A 25,438-nucleotide genomic window follows, 5' to 3' on the forward strand; every position below is an offset into this window, starting at 1 on the left:
GGAGACCGCCGATGCCGAGCACTGCCAATCTGATCGCCTTCGCGCTGATCGCGCTCGGCATGGTGCTCACGCCCGGCCCGAACATGGTCTATCTGATCTCGCGCTCGATCTGCCAGGGGCGCGTGGCCGGGCTTATCTCGCTCGGCGGCGTGGCGCTGGGTTTCCTGTTCTACATGCTTTGCGCGGCCTTCGGCATCACCACGCTCGTGCTCGCCGTACCCTATGCCTACGACGCGATCCGTCTGGCCGGCGCCGCCTATCTGCTGTGGCTGGCCTGGCAGGCACTACGTCCCGGCGGCCGTTCGCCGTTCGAGGTCCGCGAACTGCCGGTCGACGGTCCGCGCAAGCTGTTCCTGATGGGGTTCCTGACCAACCTGCTCAATCCGAAGATCGCGGTCATGTACCTGTCGCTGCTGCCGCAGTTCATCGATCCCGCGCGCGGCTCTGTGCTGACGCAGGCGCTGGCGCTCGGCTCGACGCAGATCGTCATCAGCGTTTTGGTCAATGCCGCGATCGCGCTCTCGGCCGCGTCGATCGCGACCTTCCTTACCCAGCGGCCGACCTGGGCCGTGGTTCAACGCTGGCTGATGGGAACGGTGCTCGCCGGGCTCGCGGTCAGAATGGCGACCGAAGCCCGGCGGTAATCAGAACACCGGATCGTAGCCGGGCGGCAGTTCGCCCTGATCGTCGTCGGGCTTGCCCGGGACGTGGATGCCGCATTCGGTCTTGTCCCAGCCCTTCCAGCGGCCCGAGCGCGGATCCTCGCCCGCAGCGACCTTGGTCGTGCAGGGCGAGCAGCCGATCGAGGGATAGCCTTCGGCCACCAGCGGATGCGCGGGCAGGTCGTGCTCCTCGACATAGGCGGCGAGGTCCTCGGCGCTCCAGTCGATCAGCGGATTGATCTTGAGCCGGCCCTGGGCGTCGGTCACGTCGATCTCGAAGCGCGGCAGATTGGCGCGCGTCGCGGCCTGAAACGCCTTGCGGCCGGTGATCGTCGCATCATAGCCCGCCAGTGCCTTGGCCAGCGGCTTGACCTTGCGAATCTCGCAGCAGCCGTCGGGATCGTAGGACCAGCGCAGTCCGCTCTCGTCCTTCTTGGCCAGTTCGGCCTCGTCGGGCGTGAGGTTGATCACGTTGGTCAGGCCGAGCCTGGCGATCAGTGCATCGCGATAGGCCAGCGTCTCGGGAAAGTGCTTGCCGGTCTCGAGGAACAGCACGGGGATGTTCGGGTCGATCCGCGAGACGAGGTGCAGCAGCACCGTGCTCTCGGCGCCGAAGCTCGAGACCACGGCGACGTCGCCCGCCGCGCCGCTCTTGAGCACGCTGGAGAGCATCTCCAGCGTCTCGGTGCCGCGGAACATGCGGTTGAGGCGGATTGCATCCGCTTCGGTGAAACGCGGCCCCGTGTCGATACGGTCAACGGCGCGCACTAACTGTTCAGCCATGCCTCTTGGACCAGATTGCCGGGCGGCCGTCTCCAGTTGCCTGGTAGACGTCGGGCCAGCGGTTGAAAGCGTTCTCCGCATCCTGCGGATCGAGCGGGGCGTTCGGCGCGAAGCTGTCGAAGCCGCAGCGGCGGAGGTGCGAGAGCTGATCGACGAAGACCGCGCCCACGGCGCGCAGTTCGCCCTCGTAGCCCGCCTCGCGCAGCAGGCGCGCCGACGAATAGCCGCGGCCGTCGCCGAACGAGGGGAAGTTGACTTCGACCAGCCGCAGCCGGTCGAGGAAGGGCAGAAGCTCGCGTGCGTCATCGCCGGGTTCGATGCGAACCGAAGCGGCGTTGGTCTGATCGCCGAAGGAATCGACCGTCACCGCGGGATCGGTCACGGGCTCGTCGTCGCGGAACCGGTATTGGGTCTCAACCATAGATCGCCTCCTTGAACGGAGCCATGCCGATGCGGCGGTAGGTATCGAGGAAGCGTTCACCTTCCTGGCGCTGGGCCAGATAGAGGTTCGTCGCCTTTTCGACCGCGTCGACGACGCCGTCTTCGCTGAAGCCGGGCCCGGTGATCGTGCCGAGCGAGGTGTCCGCGCCTTCCGAACCGCCGAGCGAGAGCTGGTAGTTCTCGACGCCCTTGCGGTCGACGCCGAGGATGCCGATGTGGCCGGCGTGGTGGTGGCCGCAGGCGTTGATGCAGCCCGAGATCTTGAGCTTGAGCTCGCCGATCGTGTCCAGCCGGTCCTGTTCCTTGAAGCGCTCGGCGATCTTCTGCGCGACCGGGATCGAGCGGGCATTGGCCAGGCTACAATAGTCGAGGCCCGGGCAGGCGATGATGTCGCCGATCGTGTCGAGGTTGGCGGTCGAGAGACCGGCCGCGTCGAGCTTCTGCCAGACCGTGTAGAGATCGGCTTTCTTTACATGCGGGAAGACGATGTTCTGGGCGTGGGTCACGCGCAGTTCGTCGAACGAATAGTCGCGCGCCAGATCGGCCATCAGGCGGATCTGGTCGGCGCTGGCATCGCCGGGAATGCCGCCCACGGGCTTCAGGCTGACGGTCGCGATGACGTAGCCCTTTGCCTTGTGCGCGACGGTGTTGTTGTCGACCCACAGCTTGAAGTCGGGATCGGACAGGTCGAGATCGTCCGAAGCCGCGGCGTCGAAAGCCGGGTCGGCGAAGTGCGGGATGATCCGCTCGAGCTCTGCGATCGGAGGCTCGATGCCCTGCGTCAGCAGGTGCGCGAACTCTTCCTCGACCTGGCGCGTGTATTCGTCCTTGCCCATCTCGTGGACCAGGATCTTGATGCGCGCCTTGTACTTGTTGTCGCGCCGGCCGTAGCGGTTGTAGACGCGCAGGCACGCCTCCGAGTACGTGATCAGCTGGTCGAGCGGCACGAAGGGATTGATCAGCGGCGCGATCATCGGCGTGCGGCCCATGCCGCCGCCGACGTAGAAGGCGCAACCGATCTCGCCCGCGTCGTTCTTGACGATCTCGATGCCGATGTCGTGCAGGCGCATGGCCGCGCGATCGGTCTTTGACGCGATCACCGCGATCTTGAACTTGCGCGGCAGGTGCAGGAATTCGGGGTGGAAGCTCGACCACTGACGCAGCAGTTCGGCATAAGGGCGCGGGTCGATCAGCTCGTCGGCGGCGGCGCCGGCGTACTGGTCAGAGCTGATGTTGCGGATGCAGTTGCCGCTGGTCTGGATGGCGTGCATTTCCACCGTCGCGAGGTCGGCCAGGATGTCGGGCGCCTCTTCCAGCTTGATCCAGTTGTACTGGATGTTCTGGCGCGTGGTGAAGTGGCCATAGCCGCGGTCGTACTTGTCGGCGATGTCGCCGAGCATCCGCATCTGGGCCGAGCTCAAGGTGCCATAGGGCACGGCGACGCGCAGCATATAGGCATGGAGCTGGAGATAGAGGCCGTTCTGCAGGCGCAGTGGGCGGAAGTTTTCCTCGGCCAGGGTGCCGTCGAGCCGGCGGCGGGTCTGGTCGCGGAATTCCTCGACGCGGACATCGACCATTTCCTGGTCGTAGGAGTCGTACTTGTACATCTCAGATCACCCAGTTCAGCGCCGAAGGATCGGCGGGCTTGAGGGTCAGGTCGGGGCGCACCGTCGGCCCCAGGGCGCGGATGCGTTCCTTGATGTGGTTCGGCCGGACGCCCTCGGGCGTCTGCGTGGCATCGACCACGTAGGACGAGTTCACGTGGCGCGCGGCTTCTTCGCGCGCGAGGATCTCGTCGGGATGTTCGGTCGCGTCGACGGCGTCTTCGATGTGGAGCGACCAGGCCTGGCCGTCCCACCAGATGACGGCGCCCGTTTTCAGGTCGTTGCCCGTTAGGATTTTCACTTCTCTACCTCCAGCGCCAGTTTGCGCAGTTCCTGTTCCGGTTCGGCGGTGACGTCGCCGATCACGATAAGGGCGGGGCTCTTAACGCGATGCGTCGCGACGAGCGAGGGCAAACCGGCGAGCGGTCCACGCAAAACGCGCATTTCGGGGCGGCTGGCGTTCTCGATCACCGCGACGGGGACGTCGGGGGCGAGACCGTCGGTCATCAGCTTTTCCGAGATCGCTTCGCTGGTGGCGACGCCCATGTAGATCACCAGGGTGCGGCCCTTGCCGGCGAGGCCCGACCAGTCCTGCTCGGTCAGGCCCTTGCACTGGCCGGCGACGAAGCTGACGATCGAGGCGCTGTCGCGGTGGGTCAAGGGGATCTGCGCGGCGGCGGCCGCTCCCGTTGCTGCCGTGATGCCGGGGACGATCGCCACGGGCACGCCGGCGGCGCGGCAGGCCTCGGCCTCTTCGCCGCCACGACCGAAGACGAAGGGATCGCCGCCCTTGAGGCGGACGACGTCATGCCCGGTCAGCGCTGCGGCGACGAGCAAGGCATTGATTTCATGCTGCGGCATCGTGTGGCGCGCGCGGCTCTTGGCCACCGAGACGAGCTTCGCGGCGGGATGCGCGAGCGCCAGGATCGCAGGATCGACCAGCCCGTCGTGGACGATCAGCTTGGTGCTGCCGATGAGCCTTGCTGCACGCAAGGTCAGCAGGTCCGGATCGCCGGGGCCGGCGCCGACCAGGTGGACCGTGCCGACCGGGGGCGGGATCGATGACGGGGATTCGTTCATTGCGGCGCATTTGGCGACGAATGGGCAAACTCGCCAGTCAGATTGCGTTGGGGCGGGGCTAGGAGAACTTTAGCTAGCCTTGGCGTGGGCGCGGAAAGTCTTCCGGCACTTCGCGCAGCCGGATGTCGCGGAGCGGCGCCGGCACCCGCAATCCGTTCTCGCGGAACAGGGCCCACAGCCGCTTGAGCACGTCGGAGCGGACATTGCCGATGCCTTCCTCGGGATCGTCGATCCAGATCTGGATCTCGAACTGGATGCCGTTTTCGCCCAGGGTGTGGAGCCAGACCGTCGGCGCCGGATTGTCGAGCACGCGGTCGGTCTCGCGCGCCGCCCTGAGCATCAGCGCCTCGGCAAAGGCGATGTCGGTGTCGTAGGTCACCGAGACGGGCACCTTCACGCGGACGTCGCGGCTCGAATAGGACCAGTTCTCCACCTGATTGATCATCAGGTTCTCGTTGGGGATCAGGTATTCCTTCTTGTCGCGCGTGATCACAGAAACCGCACGGATGCCGATCTTCTTGACCTGGCCGACCGTGTTCGAGATCCCGTCGTTGACCGCGATGACGTCGCCCGGCTTGATCGAGCGGTCCATCAGCAGGATGATCCCGGCGATCAGGTTGCCGAAGGTCTTCTGCAGACCGAAACCGATCGCGAGGCCGAAGGCGCCCGAGAACACGGTCAGCGCGGTCAGGTTGATGCCGAGCACGTCGATGCCGATAAGGATCGCGACGACCCATACGACAATCGAGGCGATCTTCTCGCCAATCAGCCGCTCGGCCGCGTCGAGCGGGGTCAGCCGGTGGAACAGCCGCCGCACCAGGCCGGCGGCGATACGCCCGCCGACAAACACGCCGGCGAGGACGACGAGCGTGATGATCGCTCGATATATCGAAATGCGCGAGCTGCCGACGTCGAAACCGATCGAGTCCAGGTGCCGGACGACTTCGGAAAGGCCGGCCTCCCAGGTCATAGGGCGGCGAAGCCCCGTTCGAGATCGGCGATCAGGTCGGTCGGGTCTTCCAGCCCGATGGCCAGCCGCAAGCCGAAGCGGTCGGTCGGATTCCAGCCCGCGGGCGGCCAGGGCGTCACCGCGCGGATCGGCGCAGGATCGACGGGCACGACGAGACTCTCGAAGCCGCCCCAGGAATAGCCGATGCCGAACAGGCTCAGCGCATCGACGAAGCGTGCGCGGCTGGCGGCATCGCCGCCTTTGAACACGAAGCTGAACAGCCCGCAGCCGCCGGTGAAGTCGCGCGCCCAGACCTCGTGTCCCGGCGCGCCCGGCAGCATGGGGCAGAGAACATGCGCGACTTCGGGCCGCGATCGCAGCCATTCAGCGATCTCAAGCGCGCTTGAGGTTTCCTGCCTAAGCCGGATTCCCAAGGTGCGCAGCCCGCGCAGTGCCAGTGCGGCATCGTCGGGTGAGACCACCTGGCCGAGCTGCTGCGCGCGCTTGCGCAGCACGGCGTAAAATTTCTCCCCGGCCGACGCGGCACCCATCATCAGGTCCGAATGGCCGCCGACATGCTTCGATAGCGACATGACGGTGATGTCGATCCCGCGTTCGAGCGCGGGAAAGCCGAGCGGGCTGGCCCAAGTGTTGTCGAAGACCGAGACGAGTCCATGCCGGCGCGCGATCGCAGCGAGCGCAGGTACGTCCTGAACTTCCATCGTCAGGCTGCCCGGTGCCTCGAGCAGCACCGCGCGACTCCGCTCGCAGATCCCGGCTTCGAGCGAAGCCGGGTCGAGCGGATCGAAGAACCTTGTCTCGACGCCGAAGTCGGTCAGCAGGCCGATACCCATCGCGCGCGTCGGATCATAGGCATTGTCGGTGATCAGCAGCACATCGCCGGCCTTGAGCACGGCCATCAATGCCCCGGCCAGCGCAGCGACGCCCGAGGGGTAGAGGATCGTTCCGGCGGCTCCCGGCTCGATCTCGGTCAGCGCCTCGGCCAGGGCCCACTGCGTCGGCGCGCCGCGGCGGCCATAGAAGAAGCGCCCGTCCTCGTTGCGCTTGGGACCGTCCTTGAGCGCGGCCATGTCCGCATAGAGATGCGTCGAGGCGCGCCAGACTGGCGGGTTGACCACCGATCCGGTCCATTCGGGGCGTCGCCCGGCCGAAACGAGGCGGGTGGCGATTTTCGGCTTGTCGGTCGGGGTCTTGGCCATCGCCCCAGCCTTACCGCCGCGATGGCGGGCAGGGCAAGGATTGGCGTTATCGCGTCCCTTGCTGCGCTGCAGCAATCGTCCTGACACATAAGCTTGTCATCGCGCAGGAGCTGGAATTGTTCGCGAAAGGACAGGCAGACGATGCGCAAACCCCTGCAGATCGGTGCGACTGCGCTTCTTCTCGTTCTCTGGAGCCTGTCGGTGGCGGCGGCACCCGATCGGCCGGAAGGCGATTGGCCGGGCGACGGCATCGAGCATGCGAGCCTGCAAGGCGCTCTGCAGCTCGACGGCGAGGTCTTCCATGTCCAGGGCCTCGCGCTCGATAGCCGGCGAATCTGGGTCACTTCGGTCGATCAGACCAGCCGCAAGGGCTATCTCCATCTGTTCGATCGGACCACCGGCAAGGTCCTGCACCGTGTCGAGCTGACCGACGGTGTGCGCTATCATCCGGGCGGCATTTCGTTGTCGGGCCGGTCGATCTGGGTGCCGGTGGCCGAAATGCGGCCGGACAGTTCGGCCGTGCTGATCGAGATCGACGCCGACAGCCTCAAGGTGCGCCGCCGCATCCGCGTGGCGGACCATCTCGGCTGCGTGGCGGCGACGGGCCGCACCCTCGTCGCGGGCAATTGGGACAGCCGGCTGCTCTATGTCATCGATCTCGACGATCCTGGGCGGATGCGCACCGTGCCCAATCCGTCGCCCACGCACCATCAGGACATGAAATTCGTCGACGGCCAACTCGTCGCGGCCGGCAGTCTGGGCTGGTGGAGCGGCACCGTCGACTGGATCGACTGGCCCTCGATGGAACTGCGCCGCAGCCTGCGCGCTGGCGCGGTCGGCCCCGTGCGGCCGTTCGGGCGCGGCGGGCCCTATACCGGCGAAGGCATGGCGATCGAGGGGCGCGATCTCTACGTGGTGCCCGAAGACGGCCCGAGCCGCCTGTTCCATTTCCGGCTGGACGCGTGAGGGAAGGCCAGGGTCGATCGGTCCTAGCGCACGTTCAGGCCGAGTTGGCCGAGGAGCTGCGCAGCCTGCTCGCGCGAGATCGTCGCGCCGCGAAACTGGCGGGCGTCGAACAACTGCAGCCCGCCGAGATCGGCCCCGCGCAAGTCCGCGCCGTCGAAGCGCGCGCCGTCCAAGTTGGCCTCTCGCAGGCTGCATTCGACGAGCGTGGCCTGGCGGAAATCGCATTTGCGCAGATCGGCCTGCGAGAAATCGACCCGGGTCAGCGTGGCCTTGCGGAAGGTGTGACCGGCGAGCTTGGCGTTGACGAACAGGGTCTCGCCGAAATGGATCTCCAATCCCTTCACCTCGAACAGGTCGCCGCCGGTCAGCTTGCACTGGTCGAACTTCGCGGCCTGCAGGTTGGTGCGCCGGAACGCGGCATTGTTAAAATCGCTGGCGACGCAGCGCGCCGCGCCCATGTCTGCCCCGGTGAAATTGACGAAGGCGCCGCGGCACGATTGCCAGGTCGTATCTTCGAGCTTTGCGCGGCTGATGTCGGCTTTCCGCACGTTGCAGCGTTCGAACCGCCAGCCGGTCAGATCGAGCCCGGAGAGGTCGACCTCTTCGAGATCGCAGTCGACCAGACATTGCGCGCGCCCGGTCAGGCGCTCGATGTCGGCCCGCGCCAGGGTCCGATCCCGCACGGCGCGATCAGCGAAAAGATCATCCATGTCTGGCTAGGCCGGCCCCGTTGCCTTGGGGGTCGCCGGATCGGCGCCCCATTCGCTCCAGCTGCCGTCGTAGAGCGAAACCTTGTCGCGGCCGAGCAGGTGCAGCGCGAAGGCCACGGCGCAGGCGGTCATACCGCTGCCGCAGGTGGCAATGATTGGGCGGTCGAGGTCGACGCCGGCCTCCTCGAACACTGCGGTCAGCGCGGCCTTGTCTTTGTAGGTGCCGTCGGCGTTGAACAGCGCCTTGTAAGGCACGTTGCGCGAGCCGGGAATGTGGCCGGAGGCCAGGCCGGGGCGGCTTTCCTGCTCCTCACCCGTAAAGCGCGGGGTGCCGCGCGCGTCGACCAGTTGTTCTTCGCCGTGGCGCAGGTTGGCGAGGACGTCGTCCTTGGTGCGCAGCCGCTTGGCGTCGGACCAGGCGGTGAAATGACGCGCGCGCAGCGCGTTGCGCCCGTTCTCGATCGTGCGCCCTTCGGCCCTCCACTTGGCGAGGCCGCCGTCGAGCACGGCGACGTGGTGCGCGCCGAAGACCTGGCGCAGCATGTACCAGGCACGCGCCGATGTCCGAATCGCGCTGTCGTCGTAGAGGACGATGCGGCTGCCGTCGCCGAGACCGAGCTCCTGCATGCGGCTGGCGAACTTTTCGGCCGAGGGCAGGGTATTGTCGATCGGCGATGCGGGATCGACCAGTTCGGCCAGATTGAGGAAGACCGCGCCCGGAATGTGACCGGCCTCATAGTCCGCGCGCGCATCGCGCGCGGCGTCGGGCAGGTGATAGCTCGCATCGACGATCCTCAGATCGCTCGCGCCCATCTCATGGGCGAGCCATTCGGTCGAGACCAGGCTGTCCATTGCGTTCCCTTTGTTATGCTGCCGCGATTACTCCGTGGGTGGGCCGACGTCGAGAGCCGATCATGCCGGAACGCCGAGTTCTCTTTGACCCAGGCCGCGATCGACCCCCGGCCCGCGATCCAGCGGGAAGGGCCGCAGCGCGCCGCCCGGCTGCTCGCTGGCCTGGCCCACCACGAAGACGCGCGTGGCGACGGTTCCGTTCCCCGCTTCCGCGCGGAAGCGTGCCAGGGGCACGAAGACGCGAGCCGAGCCGCTGCCGATCGGCAGGATCGAGGCGATCGGCATGCGCAGTTCGCCGGCGAACGAGACCGACTCGCCCGGCGCGAGCGTCGCCGACTCGTGGAGCATGGATAGTGCGGCGTCGGCAGGCAGTAGCTGTTCTTCGGCCGAGCGCGAGGCGTGGGCCGAAACGATGTCGCCTGCCAGGCGCAGCGGGCCGGTCTCGGCATCGGCGCGGTTGGTCAGGGTCAGTCGATAGGCGAGCGCAGCGTTGACCATGGCGCGGCTCAAGTGGCGTGCCTCGAACCGCATCTCGAGCGGGCCTTCGGCAATCGCGGGCGGGGCGGGCTCGGGCGCTGGAGCGGGCGGTGGCGGCGGCGCCTTGTTGAGTTCTTGCGGGCGCGGCAGCGTCGCGGGCGGGCTGGGTTCGGGCCGTGCCTCGGCCGGTGTGGATGTTGGCGTGGGTTCGGCCGGCTCGTAAGATTCATCGAACGCGGCAGGGCTGCGCGTGCGGCGATAGAGCAGCGAGCCGATCAGCGCGACCAGCGCCGCACCGCCACCGATCCAGGGCCAGAGCCAGGGCGTCGCGTTGGTTACGGCGGAGGCGGGGGCCGCAGGAGCCGCTGGCTCGATCGCGGGAGCCGCGGTGCCCGTGGCCGGAATCGGCACGGTGGTAATCTGGGGTTGTTCGATCCCGGCCGGAGCCGGCGTGGGGGTGGATTGCCCGGCCGGTGGGCCGCGCAGCTCGATCGCAGCGCCGGTGCCGGGGCTCGGCCGCTCGGTTGCGCGCGGGCTTGCGGTCGCGCGCGGCGGCGCCGGACTTGCCGCGACGGGTGGCACCACGATCGTCGGCGGCGGTGTCGGGCTTGGCGCGGCGCGCGTCGGCGGCGCTGCCGTGGGATTCTCGGGGTCGACCGGGCCGGCCGCGGTCGCGGTCGGCGAGGGGCGCGCGGCGGGGAGCTGGAAGTCCTGCACCGCTCCCGGCGTTTGCGCCTGGGCGGCTGCGGCCAGAGCGAGCGCCGGCAGCATCGCCGTGCGCGCCATCAGGCCGGATGTGCTATATGATGTCTTTGTCATGTCCCCGCAGCGATCCCATGTCCCGCACGCGTGAACCGTGGGTGAACCCGCGCGACCTGGCCGCCGACTTGTGCGAGCGGCGCGATGACGGCAAGAGGCTTCGATGAGCGATACGCCACAAAGTTCGACTCCGTTGCATCTGGGCCAGCAGTCCGCACTGCCCGCTTCTCCGCAAGCGGCCGTGCTCGACTACGTCCCCAACCCGCGCACGGGCAGCCTCTATCTCGTGCGCTTCGCGGCGCCCGAATTCACCTCGCTTTGCCCCGTCACCGGCCAGCCCGATTTCGCGCATCTCGTGCTCGACTATGCGCCGGGCGAGACGATCGTCGAATCGAAGAGCCTCAAGCTGTTCCTCGGCTCGTTCCGCAACCACTGCGGCTTCCACGAGGATGTCACCGTCGGTATCGGCCAGCGGCTGTTCGCCGAGATGAAACCCAAGTGGCTGCGCATCGGCGGCTACTGGTATCCGCGCGGCGGCATCCCGATCGACGTGTTCTGGCAGTCGGACGTACCGCCGGCCGGGCTGTGGGTGCCCGACCAGGGTGTCGCGTCCTACCGCGGGCGCGGCTGAGCCGACTGGACCGAGGCGAGACGCAGCGAGGCTACCGGCTGGTTCTCGCGCGGTTCGCCCGAGCTCATCGCGACATTGGCGCTGATCGGCAGGCAACGCGCTTCGACCGACGGATAGTCGGCGCTCAGTGCAACGTCGCTTTCGAGCGCCATTTCGGCGTCGGCTTCGCACAGCACGCGCGCTTCGTAATGCTTCGGCGTAGCGGCCAGCTTCTGGCACTGGCTGCCGTCATCGGCGCAACCGAACAGGATAAGCGCGAAGATCATGCCGAAGCTCCTTCGATGAACCGAACGTCATGCGCGACGAAACGGTTCCTCGGTTCAACGCATCTTGTGGAAAAAACCTTCGCGCCTTCTTTGCAGCGCTTCGATTCCCTATCTCGACGACGGAGGTGAGCCGATGAGCGAATCCAAGATCGTAGCCTGTCCGACCTGCGCGACGCTGAACCGCCTGCCCGCCGGGAGGCTCGGCACCGGCGGCACTTGCGGGCGCTGCAAAGGCGCGCTGTTCCAGGCGACGCCGGTCGTGCTGACCGCGGCCAATTTCGATGCCCACGCCAGCAAGAGCGACCTGCCGCTGCTCGTCGATTTCTGGGCGGCCTGGTGCGGCCCGTGCCGGCAGATGGCGCCGGCCTTCGCCCAGGCGGCGGGTGAGCTCGAACCGGCGATGCGTCTCGGCAAGCTCGACACCGAGGCCGAACAGGCGATCGCGGGACGCTACGGCATCCGCTCGATCCCGACCTTGATCCTTTTCCACAAGGGCCGCGAGATCGCGCGCCAGGCGGGCGCGATGCCGCCGGCGGCGATCGTCCGCTGGGCGCGCGAGGCGGCTAGCGCGACAGCCGCTTGAGCGTTCCGCCGAGCGGCGCGGGCATGAAGCTGTCGCCCTCCGGCCAGTCGAGGAAGCCGAAGGCCGCCCAGGTGCCGCCGTCGACGTGGAGCGTCGTGCCGGTCACCGTGCGCGAGAGGTCGCTGACGAGGAACACAACGCCGTCGACCACCTCCTCTACCGTCGGCGGGCGCTTCTGCGGGACGTAGAACTCGATCGACTGGCCCAATGCGTCAGGGCCGAGCTCGGCGAGGCGCGCGAAGTCCTCGGGCGCGAGCGCGGCGTTCGAGGCGCGCGCGAGGCTGGTGTCGCTGGCCAGGCAGTTTACCCGGATCATGTCCTTGCCGAGCTCGACCGCGAGCGCTCGGCTGAAATTGGTCGTCGCAGCCTTGGCGCCGGCATAGACCGCGAAGGTCGCGGCGCCGCGGTGTGCCTCGATCGTGGTGAAGTTGACGATCGCGCCGCCGTTCCGCGACCGACGCAGCAGCGGCAGCGCGCGGTGGCAGGAATCGACGACATAGCCGTAGTTGAGCCGGATATCGCGCGCGTGGCTCTCGCGCGTCGTAGCCTCGAACAGCGAACGTGCGACGCCGCCGGGCACGTTGACCAGGATGTCGATATGATCGGTGTGCGCCGCGACCGCGTCGTAGAAGGCGTCGAGCGAGGCAGCATCCTCGACGTCGGCGTAGAGCGCGGTGATCGTGCCGCCGCGCGCCTCGACCTCGGGCACGATCGCCGCGAGTCCGTCGCGATCGTTGTCGCAGCAGATCACTTCGACGCCCTCGTCTATCAGCCCCAGGGTGACGCCGCGGCCGATATGGCCGGCCGCGCCGCCCACAACCACCGCGATCTTGCCGCGCATCGCTTCGGCTGCAGCCCTCAGTCCCATGTCGCTCTCCCGTTCTCGTTCGCGCCAGCCTATGGCGTGCTGAGCGACTGTTCAATATCGTGCGAGAGCTTGCGCAGGTCCGATTGCTCCGCCTATTGTATCCATCCGAATATAGATGCCGGAGAGACCGATGCCGCGCCTTCTGGCCCTGCTTGCCTTGCTGTTCGCCGCGATCGCGCCCGCAAACGCGCAGACGCGCGCGCCGCTGGTGCTCGCCGCCGCGAGCCTGCAGGAATCGCTGAACGCCGCGGCCGACAGCTGGGCGCGCAAGGGGCATCCGCGACCGGTGATCTCCTTCGCCGGGTCCTCGGCGCTTGCGCGGCAGATCGAGGCCGGGGCGCCGGCAGACCTGTTCATCTCGGCCGACGAGGAGTGGATGGACTATGTCGCGAACAAGCGGCTGGTGAAGCCCAACACGCGCGCCGCTTTCCTGTTCAACAACCTCGTGCTCGTCGCGCCGATTGCGAGCACCGTCCGGCTGACCGTGGCGCCACGCTTCCCGCTGGCGCGCGCGCTCGGCCAGGGCCGGCTGGCCATGGCCGATCCCGACGCGGTGCCCGCGGGCAAGTACGGCAAGCAGGCGCTGACGCGCCTCGGCGTCTGGCCCTCGGTCCAGGATCGCGTCGCGCGTGCCGAGAACGTGCGCGCCGCGCTGGCGCTCGTCGGTCGCGGCGAGGCGCCGCTGGGGATCGTCTACACCACCGACGCGCTTGCCGATCGCAGCGTCAAGGTCGTCGGCCGCTTTCCCGCGAACAGCCATGCGCTGATCGCCTATCCGGTCGCGACGCTGGCGAAATCGACCAATCCCGAGGGCGAGGCCTTCCGCCGCTATCTCCTTTCGGGCGAGGGCAAGGCCGTGTTCCGCCGCTTCGGCTTCGGTTCGCGGTGACGTGACCGAAACCGAATGGCAGATCGTCGCGCTGTCGCTGCGCGTAAGCGGCGTGGCGATCCTGCTCGCGCTGCCGCTGGCTTTCGCGCTGGCCTGGCTGCTCGCGCGCGGGCGCTTTCCCGGCAAGGTCCTGCTCGACGCGCTGGTCCACCTGCCGCTGGTGCTGCCGCCCGTGGTGACGGGCTGGATGCTGCTGCTGGCCTTCGGCGCCAACGGCCCGGCCGGGCGGTTCCTGGCCGAGACGCTGGGCCTGACCTTCATGTTCCGCTGGACCGGCGCGGCGCTGGCCGCCGCGGTCATGGCGCTGCCGCTGATGGTGCGGGCGATGCGGCTGTCGATCGAGGCGGTCGACCGGAGGCTCGAAGGCGCGGCGCGCACGCTCGGGGCGGGACCCTGGCGGACCTTCTTCACCGTCACCCTGCCGTTGACCATGCCTGGCGTGCTGGCCGGCCTGGTGCTCGGCTTCGCGCGCTCGATCGGCGAATTCGGCGCGACGATCACCTTCGTCTCGAACATTCCCGGCGAGACGCAGACCCTGCCGCTGGCGATCTACGCGGCGTTGCAGGTGCCGGGCAGCGAGGGCGCGGTGACGCGGCTGGCGGTGATCTCGGTGCTGCTGTCGCTGGCGGCGCTGGTGGCATCCGAGATGCTGGCGCGCCGCAGCGGGCGGGGGGGCGGCCATGTCCTTTGAGATCGACGTCACGATCGAACGCGGTGCGGCGCGCATCGTCGCCAACTACAAGGTGCCCAAGGGCCTGATCGCGCTGTTCGGCCCCTCGGGCGCGGGCAAGACCTCGATCCTCGACACCGTCGCCGGGCTGCTGCGCCCTACGCGCGGACGCATCGCCGTGGGCGATACCGTGCTGTTCGACAGCGAACGGAAGATCGACCTGCCGCCCGAACGCCGCGCCTGCGGCTACGTCTTCCAGGACGGCCGGCTGTTCCCGCACAAGTCGGTGCGCGACAACTTGCTCTACGGCTGGAAGCTCGCTGCCGAAGACCAGCGTTGGTTGGCGCTCGAGGAGGCGGTCGACTTCCTCGGTATCGCGCCGCTGCTCGATCGCATGCCGCGCACGCTCTCGGGCGGCGAGGCGCAACGCGTGGCGATCGGCCGGGCGCTGCTGCGCGGACCGAAGTTCCTGCTGATGGACGAGCCGCTGTCCTCGCTCGACATGGCGCGGCGCGAGGAGATCATGGCCGTGATCCTGCGCATCCGCGACGAATTGAAGCTGCCGATCCTCTACGTCAGCCACGACCGTGCCGAGGTCGAGCGGCTGGCCGATACGGTGATTCCGATCGGGGGCTAGATCGCCTTCATAAGCCCGGGCACTTGCAGTAGCAGTTCGCGCGCGAGGAAGCCGATCGGGCCGATCTCGACCGCGCAGCGACGGCCGGCCTCGCCGTGGAGCCACGAGGCCCAGAGCGCGGCCTCGAGCGGCGGCGCGCCGCGCGCGGCCAGGCCCGCGGCGATGCCGGCGAGGACGTCGCCCGAGCCGCCCGTGGCGAGTCCGACCCCGCCGCCGGCATAGGCGAACAGCGCGCCGTCGCGGTCGGCGATGAAGCTGGTCGAGCCCTTGAGCGTCACCACCGCGCCGAAGGTCTCGGCCGCGCGGCGCACCGCGGCGGGACGATCGGCCTCGATCTCGGCCGCGTCGCAATCGAGCATGGCGGCCATTTCGCCGATGTGCGGGGTCAGGATCGCCGGGCTCTTGCGCGCCGCCAGCGCTGCCGCGCGAGACGGCAGCTCCATCAAGGCTGCGGCATCGACGACGAGCGCCGGCCCGTCGTCCGCTTCGAGCAGTCGGTCGAGCGCCGCGCCGGCCGCCTTTGCCCCGCTCATCGCCGGGCCGACGACGATGGCGTCGCTGCGCGCGATGAAGTCGTCCAGGCCATCGTGCAGGCAGGCGATCTCGCCCTCGTGGTCTTCGTCGATCGGGAAGACCGCGATCTCGGGCATGGCCACGCCGAGCGCCAGCGCCGTGCTCCTGGCGGTTGCGACCTGGACCTTGCCCGCGCCCGCACGAAGCGCCGCTTCCGCGGTCAGCAAGAGCCCGCCAGGCACGCGCGCGCAGCCGCCGATGATGAAGACGCGGCCGCGTGCGTTCTTGTCGGCATGGTGGTCGGGATCGGGCAGCGGATGATCGCGCAGCCAATTGCTGTCCAGCGGAGTGGGGATGGGCGGAGTGGCATCACCCACGCGCGGCGACCATCTGATCGGGCTCGGCCGTGATCGGGGTGTCGTCCTCTTCCATCGGGGCGGTGACGTTGTAGCGCGACAGCACCAGCCCGCCGTCGCGGCCCGCCGCGGGGTCGAACTTGTATTCGGTGATCGCGCAGTTGGCGACGTCGCCCTGCTTGTCGATCGCCAGGATCTCGGCCTCGGTCAGGTTCTCTATGACGTAGCGCAGGCAGAGCACGACGACCTGGTGCGCGACGATCATCACGCGGCGGCCGCCGTAGTGGAGCGAGACCGTGTCCATCAGTGCACGCAGGCGGAATATCACGTCGGTCCAGGACTCGCCACCGGGCGGGCGGTGGTAGAACTTGCCCAGCAGCTTGCGGAACTCGGCCTGGTCGGGCTGGAACTCGTGGATGCCCGCGACCGTCAGGCCGTCGAGCACGCCGAATTCCTTCTCGCGCAGCCGCTCGTCCAGACATATCTTCTCGTCACCGGGGCAACCGCCGGCCTGGCGGAAGATCTGCGCGGTTTCGACCGCGCGGACATAGGGGCTCGCGAGCATGATCTCGGGCCGCTGTTCTTCGTGCCACGAGGCAAACCAGCGGCCGAGCGCCTGGGCTTGCTCGCGACCGAGCGCAGACAGCGGCACGTCGACGTCGCGGCTGGTCAAGGCGATGCGGGCCAGTCCCTCGGCGGTGGCCTTGTCGCGCGCGACGTTGCCCGCGCTCTGGCCGTGGCGCACGACCCACAGCGTAGAGGGCCAGCGCGGGGTCATCGGGGATGGGCTTTGCGATGGGTCATGGGAGGGTAACCGAGCGCGCGCCGCGCGGTTCCGATGTCAGGGGCGATCGGCGCGCGAACGCCCACCCAGGGCCAGCCGGGCATCGCCGAGCCGGTCGCGTGCGTAGACGTCGTCGCGGAACACGATGCGGCCGCCCTCGGGCATGGCCGTCAGATATGTGATGTAGACGGGAACCAGTTCGGGCAGGGCCAGGCGCTGCTCGGGATCGCCGCGCGGTCGGCGCGGCAGTGGGCGATTCATCAGCCAGCGGCCTAGCCGCTGCGCGTCCTCGAGCCGCACGCAGCCCGATGACAGCTGGCGCACGTCCTTGCGCAGCAGATCCTTGTCGGGGGTATCGTGCAGGTAGATGCCCTGGTCGTTGGGGAACATGAACTTGACCGTCCCCATGAAATTGCTGCCGCCGGGAAGCTGGCGCACGCGCGGCGCGGTGTCGCCGCCGGCCTCGACTGCACGCCAGTCGATCCGCGCGGGATCGATCGGGCGTGCCTGGTCCGACCAGTCCGAAAGTACCTGATAGCCGCCATTGCCGAGATAGGTCGTGCCCTTGGTATTCACGTTCCAGGCGACGCGGCTGCGCACGAGATCGGGCGGAACGTTCCAGTATGGGTTGACCACCGCATAGCGGATGTAGCCGGCCATCGTCGGCGTCTGCATCGCTTCCTCGGGCTTGCCGACGACGACGCGCATCGTGCCTGCGGGGCGGCCGTTTTCATACATCCACAGCCGCGCGCTGGCGGTGTCGACGAGGACATAGCGGCTGGCCGGATTGGCAGGGATCGCGCGGAGGCGATCGAGGTTGAGCGCGATCTGACGGCGCTGCGCCTCGTCGAGCGTCGCGTCGTCGAGGGCCTTGCGCAGCGGCGCGTAGAGCGGGTGCATCCAGGCCATCGTGCGCAGATGGCCTTCGAGCGAGGGCGCGCGCTCGGCCGTCTGCAGCGCGCTGCGGGCGGTGGGGACCGCAGGGCTCAGCGCCTCGCTCTCGTAGATCATCGGCGCGCGCTTGCCCGAGCGGAGCGCTTTCACGTAGGCGACGTAGCTCTTCGAGGCGGCGACTTCGGCCTTGGCCAGGTCCTCGGGCGTGCCGCCACGCGCCGCTTCGAACGCGCGCGCGAGCGCCGAGGCCTTGACCTTGCCGGGCTTGATCCGGTCGCGCGGGGCGGTTTCGAGCAGGTCCAGCAGCCGCGCCGCGGCGGGTGACACGCCGTTGGCCGCGATCCACAGTGGGCGGTTGTCGCGCGCGGCGTAGAATTCGCGCAGGTCCGAACCCGCGCGCTTGGCGATCTCGGCGCGCAGGGACGCCGAGGGGCTCGCCGCTGCCGCGGCCTCCCTGGCCTGGAGCGTGGCGGCACTGGTCGGGACCAGCGCCGCCGCACCCAGCGCGAACAGCAGTGCGCGTGTCACCGTCAGCCGCGTTCGCCGCGGCGGTAGGGACGGTCGATCGTGCGCGCAGCGCCCGGTTCGCCTTCGTAGTAACGGCCTTCGCGGACATAGCCGTCGGCGCAACCGTCGTTGTTGGCATCGGCCCAGACCGCGCCGGCAAGGCCGCCCACGGCCGCGCCGATCAGGGCACCGCCGAGCACGCTCACGCCGCCTGTGACCGCGCCGAGCGCCGCCCCCCCGGCACCGCCGACCGCCGCGCCGGTAAGCGCGGTACCGCCGACCGAACGGCAATCGCGCGGTGCCGCGGCGGCAGCGGTGTAATCGGGTGCCGTGCTGGCGGGCGCCGCGCTGGCGAGCGCGCTGTCATTGGTCGAGGCGCAGGCGGCGAGCGGCATCGAGGCTGCCGCCAGAAGCATCAAAACGGAAGGTTTCACAGTCCATCTCCTTCAGGCGTTGGGCGGCCAGCCTTTGCCGTTCCGCCGAAACGTTGCCCCCGCGAGCCAAACGCCGGAACCCTCGTGCTGTTCCGCCGCGGTCCCACGGCTCGGCGTGCGTTACTTTCGGTTAACCGTGTGGGAAATCTCACAGACCCCACCTTGCGGAGGGGCCTAGACCGATGGCGGCTCAACGAAAGCGACCCGTTGATAGAGCCACAACCTTGGGCCCCCGCTTCGGCGGGGGCATCTTTTTGCGACGGCTATGGACGAGGCTGAAAAGCCGCTAAGGGCGCGGCAGCAAGGGGACCGCCCATGGATTTCGACGACCAACTGCGCCGCTATTTCGCCACCACCGACCTGACCCAGGTGCCGCCCGAGGCACTGGAGACGGGAGTCGAGAAGATGCGCGTCGATTTCGGCATGGAGCAGGATCGGCCGCGCCGCTTCGCGCTGTGGACCTTGCTTCACATGTTCGGCGCAGCGCCCGATCTCGACGTTGCCTTCAAGGACGACGCCGATCGCAACGCTGCGCGGGACTTCATGGAAATGATGGAGCGCGCCGCCGGAGACTGAGCGGCGTCAGCCTGCCGGCGTGACGTTCACGTCCAGAACCTCGATCGCGTCTTCGCGCCCGTTGAACGCCACGCATTCTCCCGCCTCGGCACCGATCATCGCGCGGGCGAGCGGCGCGGTCCAGCTGACCGACCCCGCCGCGGGATCGGCCTCGTCGTCGCCGACGATCGAGAACGTCCGGTGCTTGCCGGCCAGGGTGAAGCTGACGGTCGTGCCGATCTCCACGGTCTCGCCGTCGGGCTCGGGCGCAGGTTCGGCGGTGATCTGGCGGGTCTGCCAATAGCGCAGGTCGCGCTTGGCCGCTTTGATCTCGCTCTCTTCGGCGCCCTCAGCCTCAAGCCGCGCGACCGCGGCTTCGACCTCGGCCACCTTTTCGTCGATCAGCCGCAGTCCACGCGGCGTGACCAGGTTGGGGCCGGGCGGGATCGGGATCTCGAACTTGGGCTCCAGATGTTCTTCGTCGCCTTCCCGGCGAAATGCCACGCTCATCGCTGTCTCCTAAGCGGTGAACGCTTCGATGGCCTCGTTGGCTTCGAGCCATTTCACCTCGGCCGCCGCGATGTCGTCCTCGATCTGCGCGCGGCGCTTCATGAGTTCGGTCATCGTCAGCTTGGCCAGTTCGCCGCTGGCCGACGAGGGATCGAACATCGCCTGATCGACCGCGCTGCGCTGCTTGGCCAGCTTTTCCAGCTCGCTCTCGATCGTCTTGGCGCGCTTGCGCAGTTCCTGACTCTTCTCGCGGGCTTCGGCGGCGGCCTTGCGCTGGTCCTTCTTGTTGACGCCCTTCTCACGTCCGCCGCCCGCCGAGGACTGCGGCTCCTTGGCGAGGACGAAGGCGATGTAATCGTCGATCGAGCCGTCGAACTCGCGCGCCGCGCCGCTGTCGACGAGGACCAGCCGGTCGGCGGTCATCTCGAGCATGTGGCGATCGTGGCTGACGATCACCACAGCGCCCGAATAGTCGTTGAGCGCCTGGATCAGCGCCTCGCGCGCGTCGACGTCGAGGTGGTTGGTCGGTTCGTCGAGGATCAGCATGTGCGGCGCGTCGCGCGTGATCAGCGCCAGCGCCAGACGCGCGCGCTCGCCGCCCGAAAGCTTGCCGACCTCGGTCGTCGCCTTGTTGCCCGAGAAGCCGAAGCGCCCGAGCTGCGCGCGCACGGCCGATTGCGTCGCGCCCTTCATCAGCTGGGTCATGTGCTGCAGCGGCGTCTCGCTGCGGTCGAGTTCCTCGACCTGGTACTGGGTGAAATAGCCGACGCGCATCTTGCCGCTGGCGTTCATCGCGCCGTCCATCGGCTTGAGTTGCGCCGCGAGCAGCCGCGCGAGGGTGGTCTTGCCGTTGCCGTTGCGGCCGAGCAGGGCGATGCGATCGTCGGGATCGAGGCGCAGGTTCAGCTTGCTGAGCACGGGCGTGTCGCCATAGCCGACCGAGGCATAGTCGAGCGTGATCAGCGGCGGGCGCAATTCGTCGGGATCGGGAAATTCGAAGCTCAGCGAGGGATCGTCGATCAGCTCGGCGATCGGCTGGAGCTTGGCCAGCGCCTTCTGGCGCGACTGCGCCTGCTTGGCGGTCGAGGCGCGCGCCGAGTTCTTGGCGATGTATTCCTGCAGATGGTCGCGCTGCGCCTGCTGCTTGGCCTTGGCCGAGGCGAGCTGCGCCTGGCGCTCGGCGCGCTGGCGCTCGAAGGCGTCGTAGCCGCCCGGATAGAGCGTCAGCTTGCCACCCGACAGGTGGAGGATGTGGTTGACCACGTTGTTGAGGAAGTCGCGCTCGTGACTGACGAGCAGGATCGTCGCCGGATAGGACTTGAGGAAGTCCTCCAGCCACAGCACGGCTTCGAGATCGAGGTGGTTCGACGGTTCGTCGAGCAGCAGCAGGTCGGGCTGCGAGAACAGCAGCGCGGCGAGGGCGACGCGCATGCGCCAGCCGCCCGAGAAGCTTTCGAGCGGGCGGTGCTGCGCGTCCTCGTCGAAGCCGAGGCCGACGAGGATGCGCGCGGCGCGCGACGGCGCCGAATGGGCGTCGATCGCGATCAGCCGCTCGTGGATCTCGCCCAGATGGTGCGGATCCTCGCAGGTCTCGCTCTCTATCATCAGCGCGGCGCGCTCGATGTCGGCGGCGAGCACGGTCTCGAACGGGGTGGCATCGCCGCCCGGGGCTTCCTGCGCGATGTAGCCGAGCCGGCTGCCGCGCGGCATGGCGACAGAGCCCGTATCGGGTTCGAGCATGCCGGCGATGACGCGCACGAGCGTGGACTTGCCCGCGCCGTTGCGGCCGATCAGGCCAATGCGGCCGCGTGGCGGCAGCTTGGCCGTAGCGTCGTCGATGATCGTGCGTCCGCCAAGGCGAACCGTGATGCCGGAAAGGTTGAGCATGGCGCGCGCCTAGCAGGCGCGGCGCGCGACCGGAAGCTCGGATCAGCTCAGCGCCGACTCCTTAGCGGAAGAATACCAGCCAGAGGATCAGGATGACGGGGATCGGAACGCCGACCAGCCAAAGAAGCAGAGCCTTGCCCATGATTTAACTCCTCGATTTCGGTTTGGCATGAAACCACCGGTCGCGCGGAAGGTTGCTGAGGCCTGATCGAGATCATGTTTCAAGACACGAGGACCGGCCGCGATGGATCGCCTGTTTACCCGCTTTTCCACGCTGATCTCCGCGGCGACCGGCCAGCCCCTGGCCTTCGTTCTGGCTTTCGGGGTGATTATCGTATGGGGCGTCACCGGGCCGCTGTTTCACTATTCGGATACCTGGCAGCTCGTGGTGAACACGGGCACGACGATCGTCACCTTCCTGATGGTGTTCCTGATCCAGAACAGCCAGAACCGCGATGCCGCGGCGATGCAGGCCAAGCTCGACGAGCTGATCCGCGCCGTCGACAATGCGCGAGAGCAGTTCATCGCCATCGAGCACCTGACCGATCGCGAGATCGAGAATATCCGCGCCGCGCTCGAGCGCGAGGTCAGCTGCAAGCCGGGCGAGGAGGACACCGCGCGCAAGTCGCTCGAACATCTGCTCAAGCGCCAGTGAAGCGATGATCGCGATCGTCGCGGGATTGTAACCGAGCTGGGGCAGGTCTGGTGCTCGAAGGAGCACGCCGATGAACCCGCCCGCCAGCCCCGCCGACCTCGACCGCATCAAGGAAGAGATCAGCGACGATTTCGACGAGGAACTCGAGCTCGAGCTCGAGGATGCACGGCTCGAGGACGTCGAAGGGATCGACGACGAGGAATTCGACCTCGAAGCGCGGCGAAGCCGCCGGCTCGACCGCCGCGTCTACTTCCGCGAGCTGTTCCGCCTGCAGCACGAGCTCGTCCGCCTGCAGGACTGGGTCGTCCACCAGGGCCTGCGCGTCGTGGTGATCTTCGAAGGGCGCGACTCGGCGGGGAAGGGGGGCGCGATCAAGCGCATCACCCAGCGGCTTAACCCGCGTGTCTGCCGCGTCGCGGCGCTGCCCGCGCCCAACGAGCGCGAACGCACGCAATGGTATTTCCAGCGCTACGTCCAGCACCTGCCCGCGGCGGGCGAGATCGTGCTGTTCGACCGGTCCTGGTACAACCGCGCCGGCGTCGAGCGTGTCATGGGCTTTTGCAGCGAGGACGACGTCGAGGAATTCTTCCGCTCGGTTCCCGAGTTCGAGCGGATGCTCGCGCGCTCGGGCATCATCCTCATAAAATACTGGTTCTCGATCACCGACGAGGAGCAGCAGTTCCGCTTTGCGCTGCGCATCCACGATCCGCTCAAGCAGTGGAAACTTTCGCCGATGGACGTGGAATCGCGGCGCATGTGGGAGGACTATACGCGGGCGAAGGAAGCCATGCTCGATCGCACGCACATTCCCGAAGCACCTTGGTGGGTTGTCGCGGCCGACGACAAGAAACGCGCGCGGCTCAACTGCATCGATCACCTGCTTTCACAGTTCGCCTATACCGACGTTCCCAAGGCAGCGGTGCACCTGCCGGACCGCGTGCGGCACGACGACTACATCCGCCATCCGGTTCCCGACGAGATGTACGTGTCGGCCAAGTTCTAATTCGGTCGCTAACGGACGTAGTTTTTTGATCGCCGGCACGGGTCATTCGTGCGTCTCAGGCGTTAGGCCTTTCTGAATCGGGGAGATCCAATACCGAACCCAAGCGAAAGACCTCATCCATGTCGGTCATCAAGATCCTGCTCGTCGAGGACGAAAAAGACATTCAGTTGATCGTCAAGATCGTGCTCGAGAAGAGCGGCGATTTCGCGATCGAGACTTTCGACGACGGAATCTCGGCGCTCGAACATCTGTCGGCCGAGCGGGATCGTTACGATCTTGCCGTGGTGAACTTCAGGCTTCCCGGCATGCACGGGTTGGAATTCATCCGGAAGATGCAGGCCATCCCCGCCTATGCGGACCTTCCGGCGATCCTCATTTCAGCTGCCCTGTTCGAGCGTGACCTCAACGGATACGAGGATATCGATGTGCTCGGCCTGATTTCGAAGCCGTTCGACGTGAAGGGATTGCCGCGCCAGGTGATGGACCTCTATCGCAGGCGCGACGGCTAGACGGGCCCTGCGCAACCATTTCGCCGGATCGCGCGTTTCTCGAGCAGATCGTGATCTTCGATCAAGCGAGGGGTGTCATGCAGGTCCAGTCCGCCGCCGCCGCAGCCCAGCCCGCCAGGATTCTCGTCCTGGAGGACGACGTATTCAACGCCATGCTGATGGAGGAAGCGCTCCAGGCTGCGGGGCACGAGGTCGTTGGTCCGGCGCTGACCATACCGCGCGCGATGAAACTTCTTGAAGACGGCGCGGTCGACGCGGCTGTGATTGACCTCCAGATCAACGACGACGTCTCATTCGACGTCGGTCGCCGGCTTGATGAACTGCAGATCCCTTGGGCGATCACCACGGGACATGCGCCCAATGCGATCGCGCCGCGGTTTTCGCACGTGCGGGTGCTGCCAAAGCCTTTCACCGTGGCTTCGCTGCTCAAATTCGTCGATGCGACGCTGCAGAGCCGATTGGGCTGAAGCCTGCCGTCTTCGATCGTGCCGGATGATGAAATTCCTTGTCAGTGGGGCGCGAGGCGTGCTTGGACGCCGCACCGGAATCTTCGGGGGAAGCCATGGCCGATCTGTATCTTTCGCTGGGCGAAGCCGTCGACGGCCTGACCTTCGTCAACGTCCAGGCCACCGACGCGCCGATCGAGCTGGCGCCTGTCTTCGTCGCGCCCGTCGCGTCGGCCACAGCCGGGGAGGATGACGCCGTCGAACTCGCCTTGCTGCAAGGTCAGATCGTCACGCTGGTCGGTTTCGACTCCGTCGGCGGCATTTTCACGATCTGACCGGCTCAGCGCCGGATGAAGCCCATCCAGCGAAGAAGCGCACAGGTGCCGGCTGCGGCGGCGAGCGCCAGCAGGATGGCGATCACCGTTCCGCCCGGGCCCTGTAGTCCCATGCCGCCGGTGTTCATGCCGAACACGCCGGTCACCAAAGTCGTTGGCAGCATCAGCGCGGTCATGATCGAAAGCAGGTAAAGGTTCTGGTTGGTCCGCTGCTCCTGCTGGATGTCGATCTCGTCGCGCAGGACGCGGAGCTGACCCTGGATCGACATGATGTCGCCGTCGAGCCCCAGCAGGCGCTGTGACAGATTTTCCATCACCGGCTGGAGCGTCGCGGGTACGTCGCTGTCGCGTTCCAGCCGCTGGAACACGCTGCGCATGCCCTCGAGCAGGCGGTGGATCTGCGCGAGGCGGCGGCGCAAGGTGATCAGTTCGCGGCTGGTGGGTGTGTGATGTCCATCGAGGAACGCGTCTTCGGCCGCCTGGACCTCGCGCTCGAGCGAGCGGGCGATATCGCCGATGTTCTGCGCGATCGCGCCGACCATCAGATCGAGCGCCGCGGCCGGACCTTCCGGGAGCGCGCCGGCCTCGATCCGGCGCCGGGCGATGTCGGCCGAGCGCACGGGGTGGAGCCGGGTGGTGATCACCAGATTCGGGCAAAGCGCGATGCGCACCGCGCCGATGCGGTCGGTCTGGGTGCGTTCGAAGTCGCGCTCGAAATCGTGGATGACACAGCCGACGCAATCGGCCTGCGCCACCGAGCGCTGATGCTGATCGGAGGACAGCAGCAGTTCGCGCACTTCGGGCGGGAGGTCGGCCGACTGTTCGAGCCAGCGGCGCGTACGCAGGTCGGCGAGGCTCAGGTGCAACCAGCGGAAGGTCTCGCCGACCGTGTCGCGATCGTCGCAGCCGGTCAGTTCGCGCGCGCCCTCGGCCGCGAAGGCCATGCCCCAGATCAGGCCGGGCCCGAGCGGATCCGATGCGGGACGGTCTTCCGCCAAGCCGG

At 67.7% G+C, this 25,438-nt stretch carries 32 protein-coding genes; 13 read left to right on the top strand and 19 right to left on the bottom strand.

Translation table 11 applies throughout. The features are described 5' to 3' along the window. Window positions 1-11: 11 nt before the first annotated feature. Window positions 12-644 (top strand): LysE family translocator, encoded by a 633-nt coding sequence (locus WG901_RS18930; RefSeq protein WP_339588673.1) that lies wholly within the window; start codon window positions 12-14, stop codon window positions 642-644. Here the strand turns inward: WG901_RS18930 and WG901_RS18935 are convergent, their stop codons facing one another. From WG901_RS18935 to metC, 7 genes are all read right to left on the bottom strand, one after another. Then, entirely contained in the window at window positions 645-1,445 is an 801-nt protein-coding gene (locus tag WG901_RS18935; RefSeq protein ID WP_339588674.1) for a phosphoadenylyl-sulfate reductase, read from the bottom strand. Further along, window positions 1,438-1,866, bottom strand: coding sequence for a DUF934 domain-containing protein (locus tag WG901_RS18940; RefSeq protein WP_339588675.1), 429 nt, complete (start codon window positions 1,864-1,866; stop codon window positions 1,438-1,440). Before WG901_RS18940 ends, WG901_RS18935 begins: the two co-directional genes overlap by 8 nt. Next, window positions 1,859-3,493 (bottom strand): nitrite/sulfite reductase, encoded by a 1,635-nt coding sequence (locus WG901_RS18945; RefSeq protein WP_339588676.1) that lies wholly within the window; start codon window positions 3,491-3,493, stop codon window positions 1,859-1,861. Before WG901_RS18945 ends, WG901_RS18940 begins: the two co-directional genes overlap by 8 nt. Before the next feature lies 1 nt (window position 3,494). Next, a complete protein-coding gene (locus WG901_RS18950) occupies window positions 3,495-3,791 on the bottom strand; it encodes a DUF2849 domain-containing protein (RefSeq protein ID WP_339588677.1) in 297 nt (98 codons plus the stop codon). Continuing rightward, window positions 3,788-4,570 (bottom strand): uroporphyrinogen-III C-methyltransferase, encoded by a 783-nt coding sequence (gene cobA, locus WG901_RS18955; RefSeq protein ID WP_339588678.1) that lies wholly within the window; start codon window positions 4,568-4,570, stop codon window positions 3,788-3,790. Before cobA ends, WG901_RS18950 begins: the two co-directional genes overlap by 4 nt. 73 nt (window positions 4,571-4,643) lie before the next feature. Next, window positions 4,644-5,540, bottom strand: coding sequence for a mechanosensitive ion channel family protein (locus tag WG901_RS18960; protein WP_339588679.1), 897 nt, complete (start codon window positions 5,538-5,540; stop codon window positions 4,644-4,646). Continuing rightward, window positions 5,537-6,739 (bottom strand): cystathionine beta-lyase, encoded by a 1,203-nt coding sequence (gene metC, locus WG901_RS18965; RefSeq protein WP_339588680.1) that lies wholly within the window; start codon window positions 6,737-6,739, stop codon window positions 5,537-5,539. The genes WG901_RS18960 and metC overlap by 4 nt, the downstream gene beginning before the upstream one ends. A 141-nt stretch (window positions 6,740-6,880) precedes the next feature. Between metC and WG901_RS18970 the strand changes: the two genes are divergently transcribed. Next, entirely contained in the window at window positions 6,881-7,705 is an 825-nt protein-coding gene (locus WG901_RS18970) for a DUF6454 family protein (RefSeq protein ID WP_339588681.1), read from the top strand. 23 nt (window positions 7,706-7,728) lie between these two features. Here WG901_RS18970 and WG901_RS18975 read toward each other — a convergent pair whose 3' ends face one another. From WG901_RS18975 to WG901_RS18985, 3 genes are read right to left on the bottom strand one after another with little or no spacing between them, the layout of a single operon-like run. Beyond that, the gene (locus tag WG901_RS18975) at window positions 7,729-8,415 is read right to left on the bottom strand and encodes a pentapeptide repeat-containing protein (RefSeq protein WP_339588682.1); all 687 of its coding nucleotides are present in this window, start codon (window positions 8,413-8,415) and stop codon (window positions 7,729-7,731) included. 6 nt (window positions 8,416-8,421) lie between these two features. After that, a complete protein-coding gene (gene sseA / locus WG901_RS18980) occupies window positions 8,422-9,267 on the bottom strand; it encodes a 3-mercaptopyruvate sulfurtransferase (RefSeq protein ID WP_339588683.1) in 846 nt (281 codons plus the stop codon). 60 nt (window positions 9,268-9,327) lie between these two features. Beyond that, window positions 9,328-10,563 (bottom strand): hypothetical protein, encoded by a 1,236-nt coding sequence (locus WG901_RS18985; RefSeq protein WP_339588684.1) that lies wholly within the window; start codon window positions 10,561-10,563, stop codon window positions 9,328-9,330. Window positions 10,564-10,666: 103 nt separating this feature from the next. On the opposite strand from WG901_RS18985, the gene queF reads away from it, so the two are divergent. After that, the gene (gene queF / locus WG901_RS18990; protein ID WP_339588685.1) at window positions 10,667-11,134 is read left to right on the top strand and encodes a preQ(1) synthase; all 468 of its coding nucleotides are present in this window, start codon (window positions 10,667-10,669) and stop codon (window positions 11,132-11,134) included. Here queF and WG901_RS18995 read toward each other — a convergent pair. Beyond that, on the bottom strand, window positions 11,116-11,400 hold the full coding sequence (locus tag WG901_RS18995) for a hypothetical protein (RefSeq protein ID WP_339588686.1): 285 nt from the start codon (window positions 11,398-11,400) through the stop codon (window positions 11,116-11,118). The genes queF and WG901_RS18995 overlap by 19 nt on opposite strands. Before the next feature lie 133 nt (window positions 11,401-11,533). Here WG901_RS18995 and trxC point away from each other — a divergent pair, with 133 nt between their 5' ends. Then, on the top strand, window positions 11,534-11,983 hold the full coding sequence (gene trxC / locus WG901_RS19000; protein WP_339588687.1) for a thioredoxin TrxC: 450 nt from the start codon (window positions 11,534-11,536) through the stop codon (window positions 11,981-11,983). Here the strand turns inward: trxC and WG901_RS19005 are convergent. Continuing rightward, on the bottom strand, window positions 11,964-12,851 hold the full coding sequence (locus tag WG901_RS19005) for an SDR family NAD(P)-dependent oxidoreductase (RefSeq protein ID WP_339588688.1): 888 nt from the start codon (window positions 12,849-12,851) through the stop codon (window positions 11,964-11,966). The two genes, trxC and WG901_RS19005, sit on opposite strands and share 20 nt — an antisense overlap. Before the next feature lie 130 nt (window positions 12,852-12,981). Between WG901_RS19005 and modA the strand changes: the two genes are divergently transcribed. Genes modA through WG901_RS19020 form a run of 3 tightly spaced genes read left to right on the top strand, consistent with a single transcriptional unit; the run spans window position 12,982 to window position 15,047 of the window. Beyond that, entirely contained in the window at window positions 12,982-13,740 is a 759-nt protein-coding gene (modA, locus tag WG901_RS19010; protein WP_339588689.1) for a molybdate ABC transporter substrate-binding protein, read from the top strand. A 1-nt stretch (window position 13,741) separates the two neighbouring features. Continuing rightward, window positions 13,742-14,431: a molybdate ABC transporter permease subunit gene (gene modB / locus WG901_RS19015; protein WP_339588690.1), complete on the top strand. Its 690-nt coding sequence runs from the start codon at window positions 13,742-13,744 to the stop codon at window positions 14,429-14,431. Continuing rightward, window positions 14,421-15,047, top strand: a complete 627-nt coding sequence (locus tag WG901_RS19020; protein WP_339588691.1) for a molybdenum ABC transporter ATP-binding protein — start codon at window positions 14,421-14,423, stop codon at window positions 15,045-15,047. Before modB ends, WG901_RS19020 begins: the two co-directional genes overlap by 11 nt. On the opposite strand, the gene WG901_RS19025 is transcribed toward WG901_RS19020, so the two are convergent. The 4 genes from WG901_RS19025 to WG901_RS19040 all read right to left on the bottom strand — a co-directional run bounded on the left by WG901_RS19025 (window position 15,044) and on the right by WG901_RS19040 (window position 18,535). Continuing rightward, window positions 15,044-15,937: an NAD(P)H-hydrate dehydratase gene (locus WG901_RS19025; protein ID WP_339588692.1), complete on the bottom strand. Its 894-nt coding sequence runs from the start codon at window positions 15,935-15,937 to the stop codon at window positions 15,044-15,046. The genes WG901_RS19020 and WG901_RS19025 overlap by 4 nt on opposite strands. Beyond that, window positions 15,930-16,694, bottom strand: a complete 765-nt coding sequence (locus tag WG901_RS19030) for a histidine phosphatase family protein (RefSeq protein WP_339588693.1) — start codon at window positions 16,692-16,694, stop codon at window positions 15,930-15,932. The genes WG901_RS19025 and WG901_RS19030 overlap by 8 nt, the downstream gene beginning before the upstream one ends. Before the next feature lie 63 nt (window positions 16,695-16,757). Then, window positions 16,758-18,122 carry a L,D-transpeptidase family protein gene (locus WG901_RS19035; protein WP_339588694.1) on the bottom strand — a complete coding sequence of 455 codons (1,365 nt, stop codon included), beginning with the start codon at window positions 18,120-18,122 and terminating at the stop codon, window positions 16,758-16,760. Window positions 18,123-18,124: 2 nt separating this feature from the next. Continuing rightward, window positions 18,125-18,535, bottom strand: coding sequence for a hypothetical protein (locus WG901_RS19040; protein ID WP_339588695.1), 411 nt, complete (start codon window positions 18,533-18,535; stop codon window positions 18,125-18,127). A gap of 315 nt (window positions 18,536-18,850) precedes the next feature. Between WG901_RS19040 and WG901_RS19045 the strand changes: the two genes are divergently transcribed. Further along, window positions 18,851-19,111, top strand: a complete 261-nt coding sequence (locus WG901_RS19045) for a hypothetical protein (protein ID WP_339588696.1) — start codon at window positions 18,851-18,853, stop codon at window positions 19,109-19,111. A 6-nt stretch (window positions 19,112-19,117) separates the two neighbouring features. On the opposite strand, the gene WG901_RS19050 is transcribed toward WG901_RS19045, so the two are convergent. Together WG901_RS19050 and WG901_RS19055 are read right to left on the bottom strand one after the other, a co-directional pair. Next, complete coding sequence (locus tag WG901_RS19050) at window positions 19,118-19,600, bottom strand: GreA/GreB family elongation factor (protein WP_339588697.1); 483 nt, start codon at window positions 19,598-19,600, stop codon at window positions 19,118-19,120. A gap of 9 nt (window positions 19,601-19,609) precedes the next feature. Next, window positions 19,610-21,487: an ABC-F family ATP-binding cassette domain-containing protein gene (locus WG901_RS19055; RefSeq protein WP_339588698.1), complete on the bottom strand. Its 1,878-nt coding sequence runs from the start codon at window positions 21,485-21,487 to the stop codon at window positions 19,610-19,612. 244 nt (window positions 21,488-21,731) lie between these two features. Between WG901_RS19055 and WG901_RS19060 the strand changes: the two genes are divergently transcribed. From WG901_RS19060 to WG901_RS19080, 5 genes are all read left to right on the top strand, one after another. Further along, window positions 21,732-22,142 carry a low affinity iron permease family protein gene (locus tag WG901_RS19060; RefSeq protein WP_339588699.1) on the top strand — a complete coding sequence of 137 codons (411 nt, stop codon included), beginning with the start codon at window positions 21,732-21,734 and terminating at the stop codon, window positions 22,140-22,142. Between the two features lie 70 nt (window positions 22,143-22,212). Next, window positions 22,213-23,145 carry a polyphosphate kinase 2 gene (gene ppk2, locus WG901_RS19065; RefSeq protein ID WP_339588700.1) on the top strand — a complete coding sequence of 311 codons (933 nt, stop codon included), beginning with the start codon at window positions 22,213-22,215 and terminating at the stop codon, window positions 23,143-23,145. 119 nt (window positions 23,146-23,264) lie between these two features. After that, complete coding sequence (locus WG901_RS19070) at window positions 23,265-23,654, top strand: response regulator (protein WP_339588701.1); 390 nt, start codon at window positions 23,265-23,267, stop codon at window positions 23,652-23,654. Window positions 23,655-23,731: 77 nt separating this feature from the next. After that, window positions 23,732-24,121: a response regulator gene (locus WG901_RS19075; protein ID WP_339588702.1), complete on the top strand. Its 390-nt coding sequence runs from the start codon at window positions 23,732-23,734 to the stop codon at window positions 24,119-24,121. Window positions 24,122-24,183: 62 nt separating this feature from the next. After that, window positions 24,184-24,435, top strand: a complete 252-nt coding sequence (locus WG901_RS19080) for a hypothetical protein (RefSeq protein ID WP_339588703.1) — start codon at window positions 24,184-24,186, stop codon at window positions 24,433-24,435. A gap of 5 nt (window positions 24,436-24,440) precedes the next feature. On the opposite strand, the gene WG901_RS19085 is transcribed toward WG901_RS19080, so the two are convergent. Then, entirely contained in the window at window positions 24,441-25,433 is a 993-nt protein-coding gene (locus WG901_RS19085) for a CorA family divalent cation transporter (RefSeq protein ID WP_339588704.1), read from the bottom strand. Between the last annotated feature and the right edge of the window lie 5 nt (window positions 25,434-25,438).

Source organism: Novosphingobium anseongense (genome assembly GCF_037482895.1).
In the GTDB taxonomy this organism is placed as follows: Bacteria; Pseudomonadota; Alphaproteobacteria; order Sphingomonadales; family Sphingomonadaceae; genus Novosphingobium; species Novosphingobium anseongense.

Excerpts from the sequence above, each read along its gene's own strand:
- WG901_RS18930 (WP_339588673.1), top strand. The coding sequence starts at position 12 with ATGCCGAGCACTGCCAATCTGATCGCCTTCGCGCTGATCGCGCTCGGC.
- WG901_RS18935 (WP_339588674.1), bottom strand. The coding sequence starts at position 1,445 with ATGGCTGAACAGTTAGTGCGCGCCGTTGACCGTATCGACACGGGGCCG.
- WG901_RS18940 (WP_339588675.1), bottom strand. The coding sequence starts at position 1,866 with ATGGTTGAGACCCAATACCGGTTCCGCGACGACGAGCCCGTGACCGAT.
- WG901_RS18945 (WP_339588676.1), bottom strand. The coding sequence starts at position 3,493 with ATGTACAAGTACGACTCCTACGACCAGGAAATGGTCGATGTCCGCGTC.
- cobA (WP_339588678.1), bottom strand. The coding sequence starts at position 4,570 with ATGAACGAATCCCCGTCATCGATCCCGCCCCCGGTCGGCACGGTCCAC.
- WG901_RS18960 (WP_339588679.1), bottom strand. The coding sequence starts at position 5,540 with ATGACCTGGGAGGCCGGCCTTTCCGAAGTCGTCCGGCACCTGGACTCG.
- metC (WP_339588680.1), bottom strand. The coding sequence starts at position 6,739 with ATGGCCAAGACCCCGACCGACAAGCCGAAAATCGCCACCCGCCTCGTT.
- WG901_RS18970 (WP_339588681.1), top strand. The coding sequence starts at position 6,881 with ATGCGCAAACCCCTGCAGATCGGTGCGACTGCGCTTCTTCTCGTTCTC.
- WG901_RS18975 (WP_339588682.1), bottom strand. The coding sequence starts at position 8,415 with ATGGATGATCTTTTCGCTGATCGCGCCGTGCGGGATCGGACCCTGGCG.
- sseA (WP_339588683.1), bottom strand. The coding sequence starts at position 9,267 with ATGGACAGCCTGGTCTCGACCGAATGGCTCGCCCATGAGATGGGCGCG.
- WG901_RS18985 (WP_339588684.1), bottom strand. The coding sequence starts at position 10,563 with ATGACAAAGACATCATATAGCACATCCGGCCTGATGGCGCGCACGGCG.
- queF (WP_339588685.1), top strand. The coding sequence starts at position 10,667 with ATGAGCGATACGCCACAAAGTTCGACTCCGTTGCATCTGGGCCAGCAG.
- WG901_RS18995 (WP_339588686.1), bottom strand. The coding sequence starts at position 11,400 with ATGATCTTCGCGCTTATCCTGTTCGGTTGCGCCGATGACGGCAGCCAG.
- trxC (WP_339588687.1), top strand. The coding sequence starts at position 11,534 with ATGAGCGAATCCAAGATCGTAGCCTGTCCGACCTGCGCGACGCTGAAC.
- WG901_RS19005 (WP_339588688.1), bottom strand. The coding sequence starts at position 12,851 with ATGGGACTGAGGGCTGCAGCCGAAGCGATGCGCGGCAAGATCGCGGTG.
- modA (WP_339588689.1), top strand. The coding sequence starts at position 12,982 with ATGCCGCGCCTTCTGGCCCTGCTTGCCTTGCTGTTCGCCGCGATCGCG.
- WG901_RS19020 (WP_339588691.1), top strand. The coding sequence starts at position 14,421 with ATGTCCTTTGAGATCGACGTCACGATCGAACGCGGTGCGGCGCGCATC.
- WG901_RS19030 (WP_339588693.1), bottom strand. The coding sequence starts at position 16,694 with ATGACCCCGCGCTGGCCCTCTACGCTGTGGGTCGTGCGCCACGGCCAG.
- WG901_RS19045 (WP_339588696.1), top strand. The coding sequence starts at position 18,851 with ATGGATTTCGACGACCAACTGCGCCGCTATTTCGCCACCACCGACCTG.
- WG901_RS19050 (WP_339588697.1), bottom strand. The coding sequence starts at position 19,600 with ATGAGCGTGGCATTTCGCCGGGAAGGCGACGAAGAACATCTGGAGCCC.
- WG901_RS19055 (WP_339588698.1), bottom strand. The coding sequence starts at position 21,487 with ATGCTCAACCTTTCCGGCATCACGGTTCGCCTTGGCGGACGCACGATC.
- WG901_RS19060 (WP_339588699.1), top strand. The coding sequence starts at position 21,732 with ATGGATCGCCTGTTTACCCGCTTTTCCACGCTGATCTCCGCGGCGACC.
- ppk2 (WP_339588700.1), top strand. The coding sequence starts at position 22,213 with ATGAACCCGCCCGCCAGCCCCGCCGACCTCGACCGCATCAAGGAAGAG.
- WG901_RS19070 (WP_339588701.1), top strand. The coding sequence starts at position 23,265 with ATGTCGGTCATCAAGATCCTGCTCGTCGAGGACGAAAAAGACATTCAG.
- WG901_RS19075 (WP_339588702.1), top strand. The coding sequence starts at position 23,732 with ATGCAGGTCCAGTCCGCCGCCGCCGCAGCCCAGCCCGCCAGGATTCTC.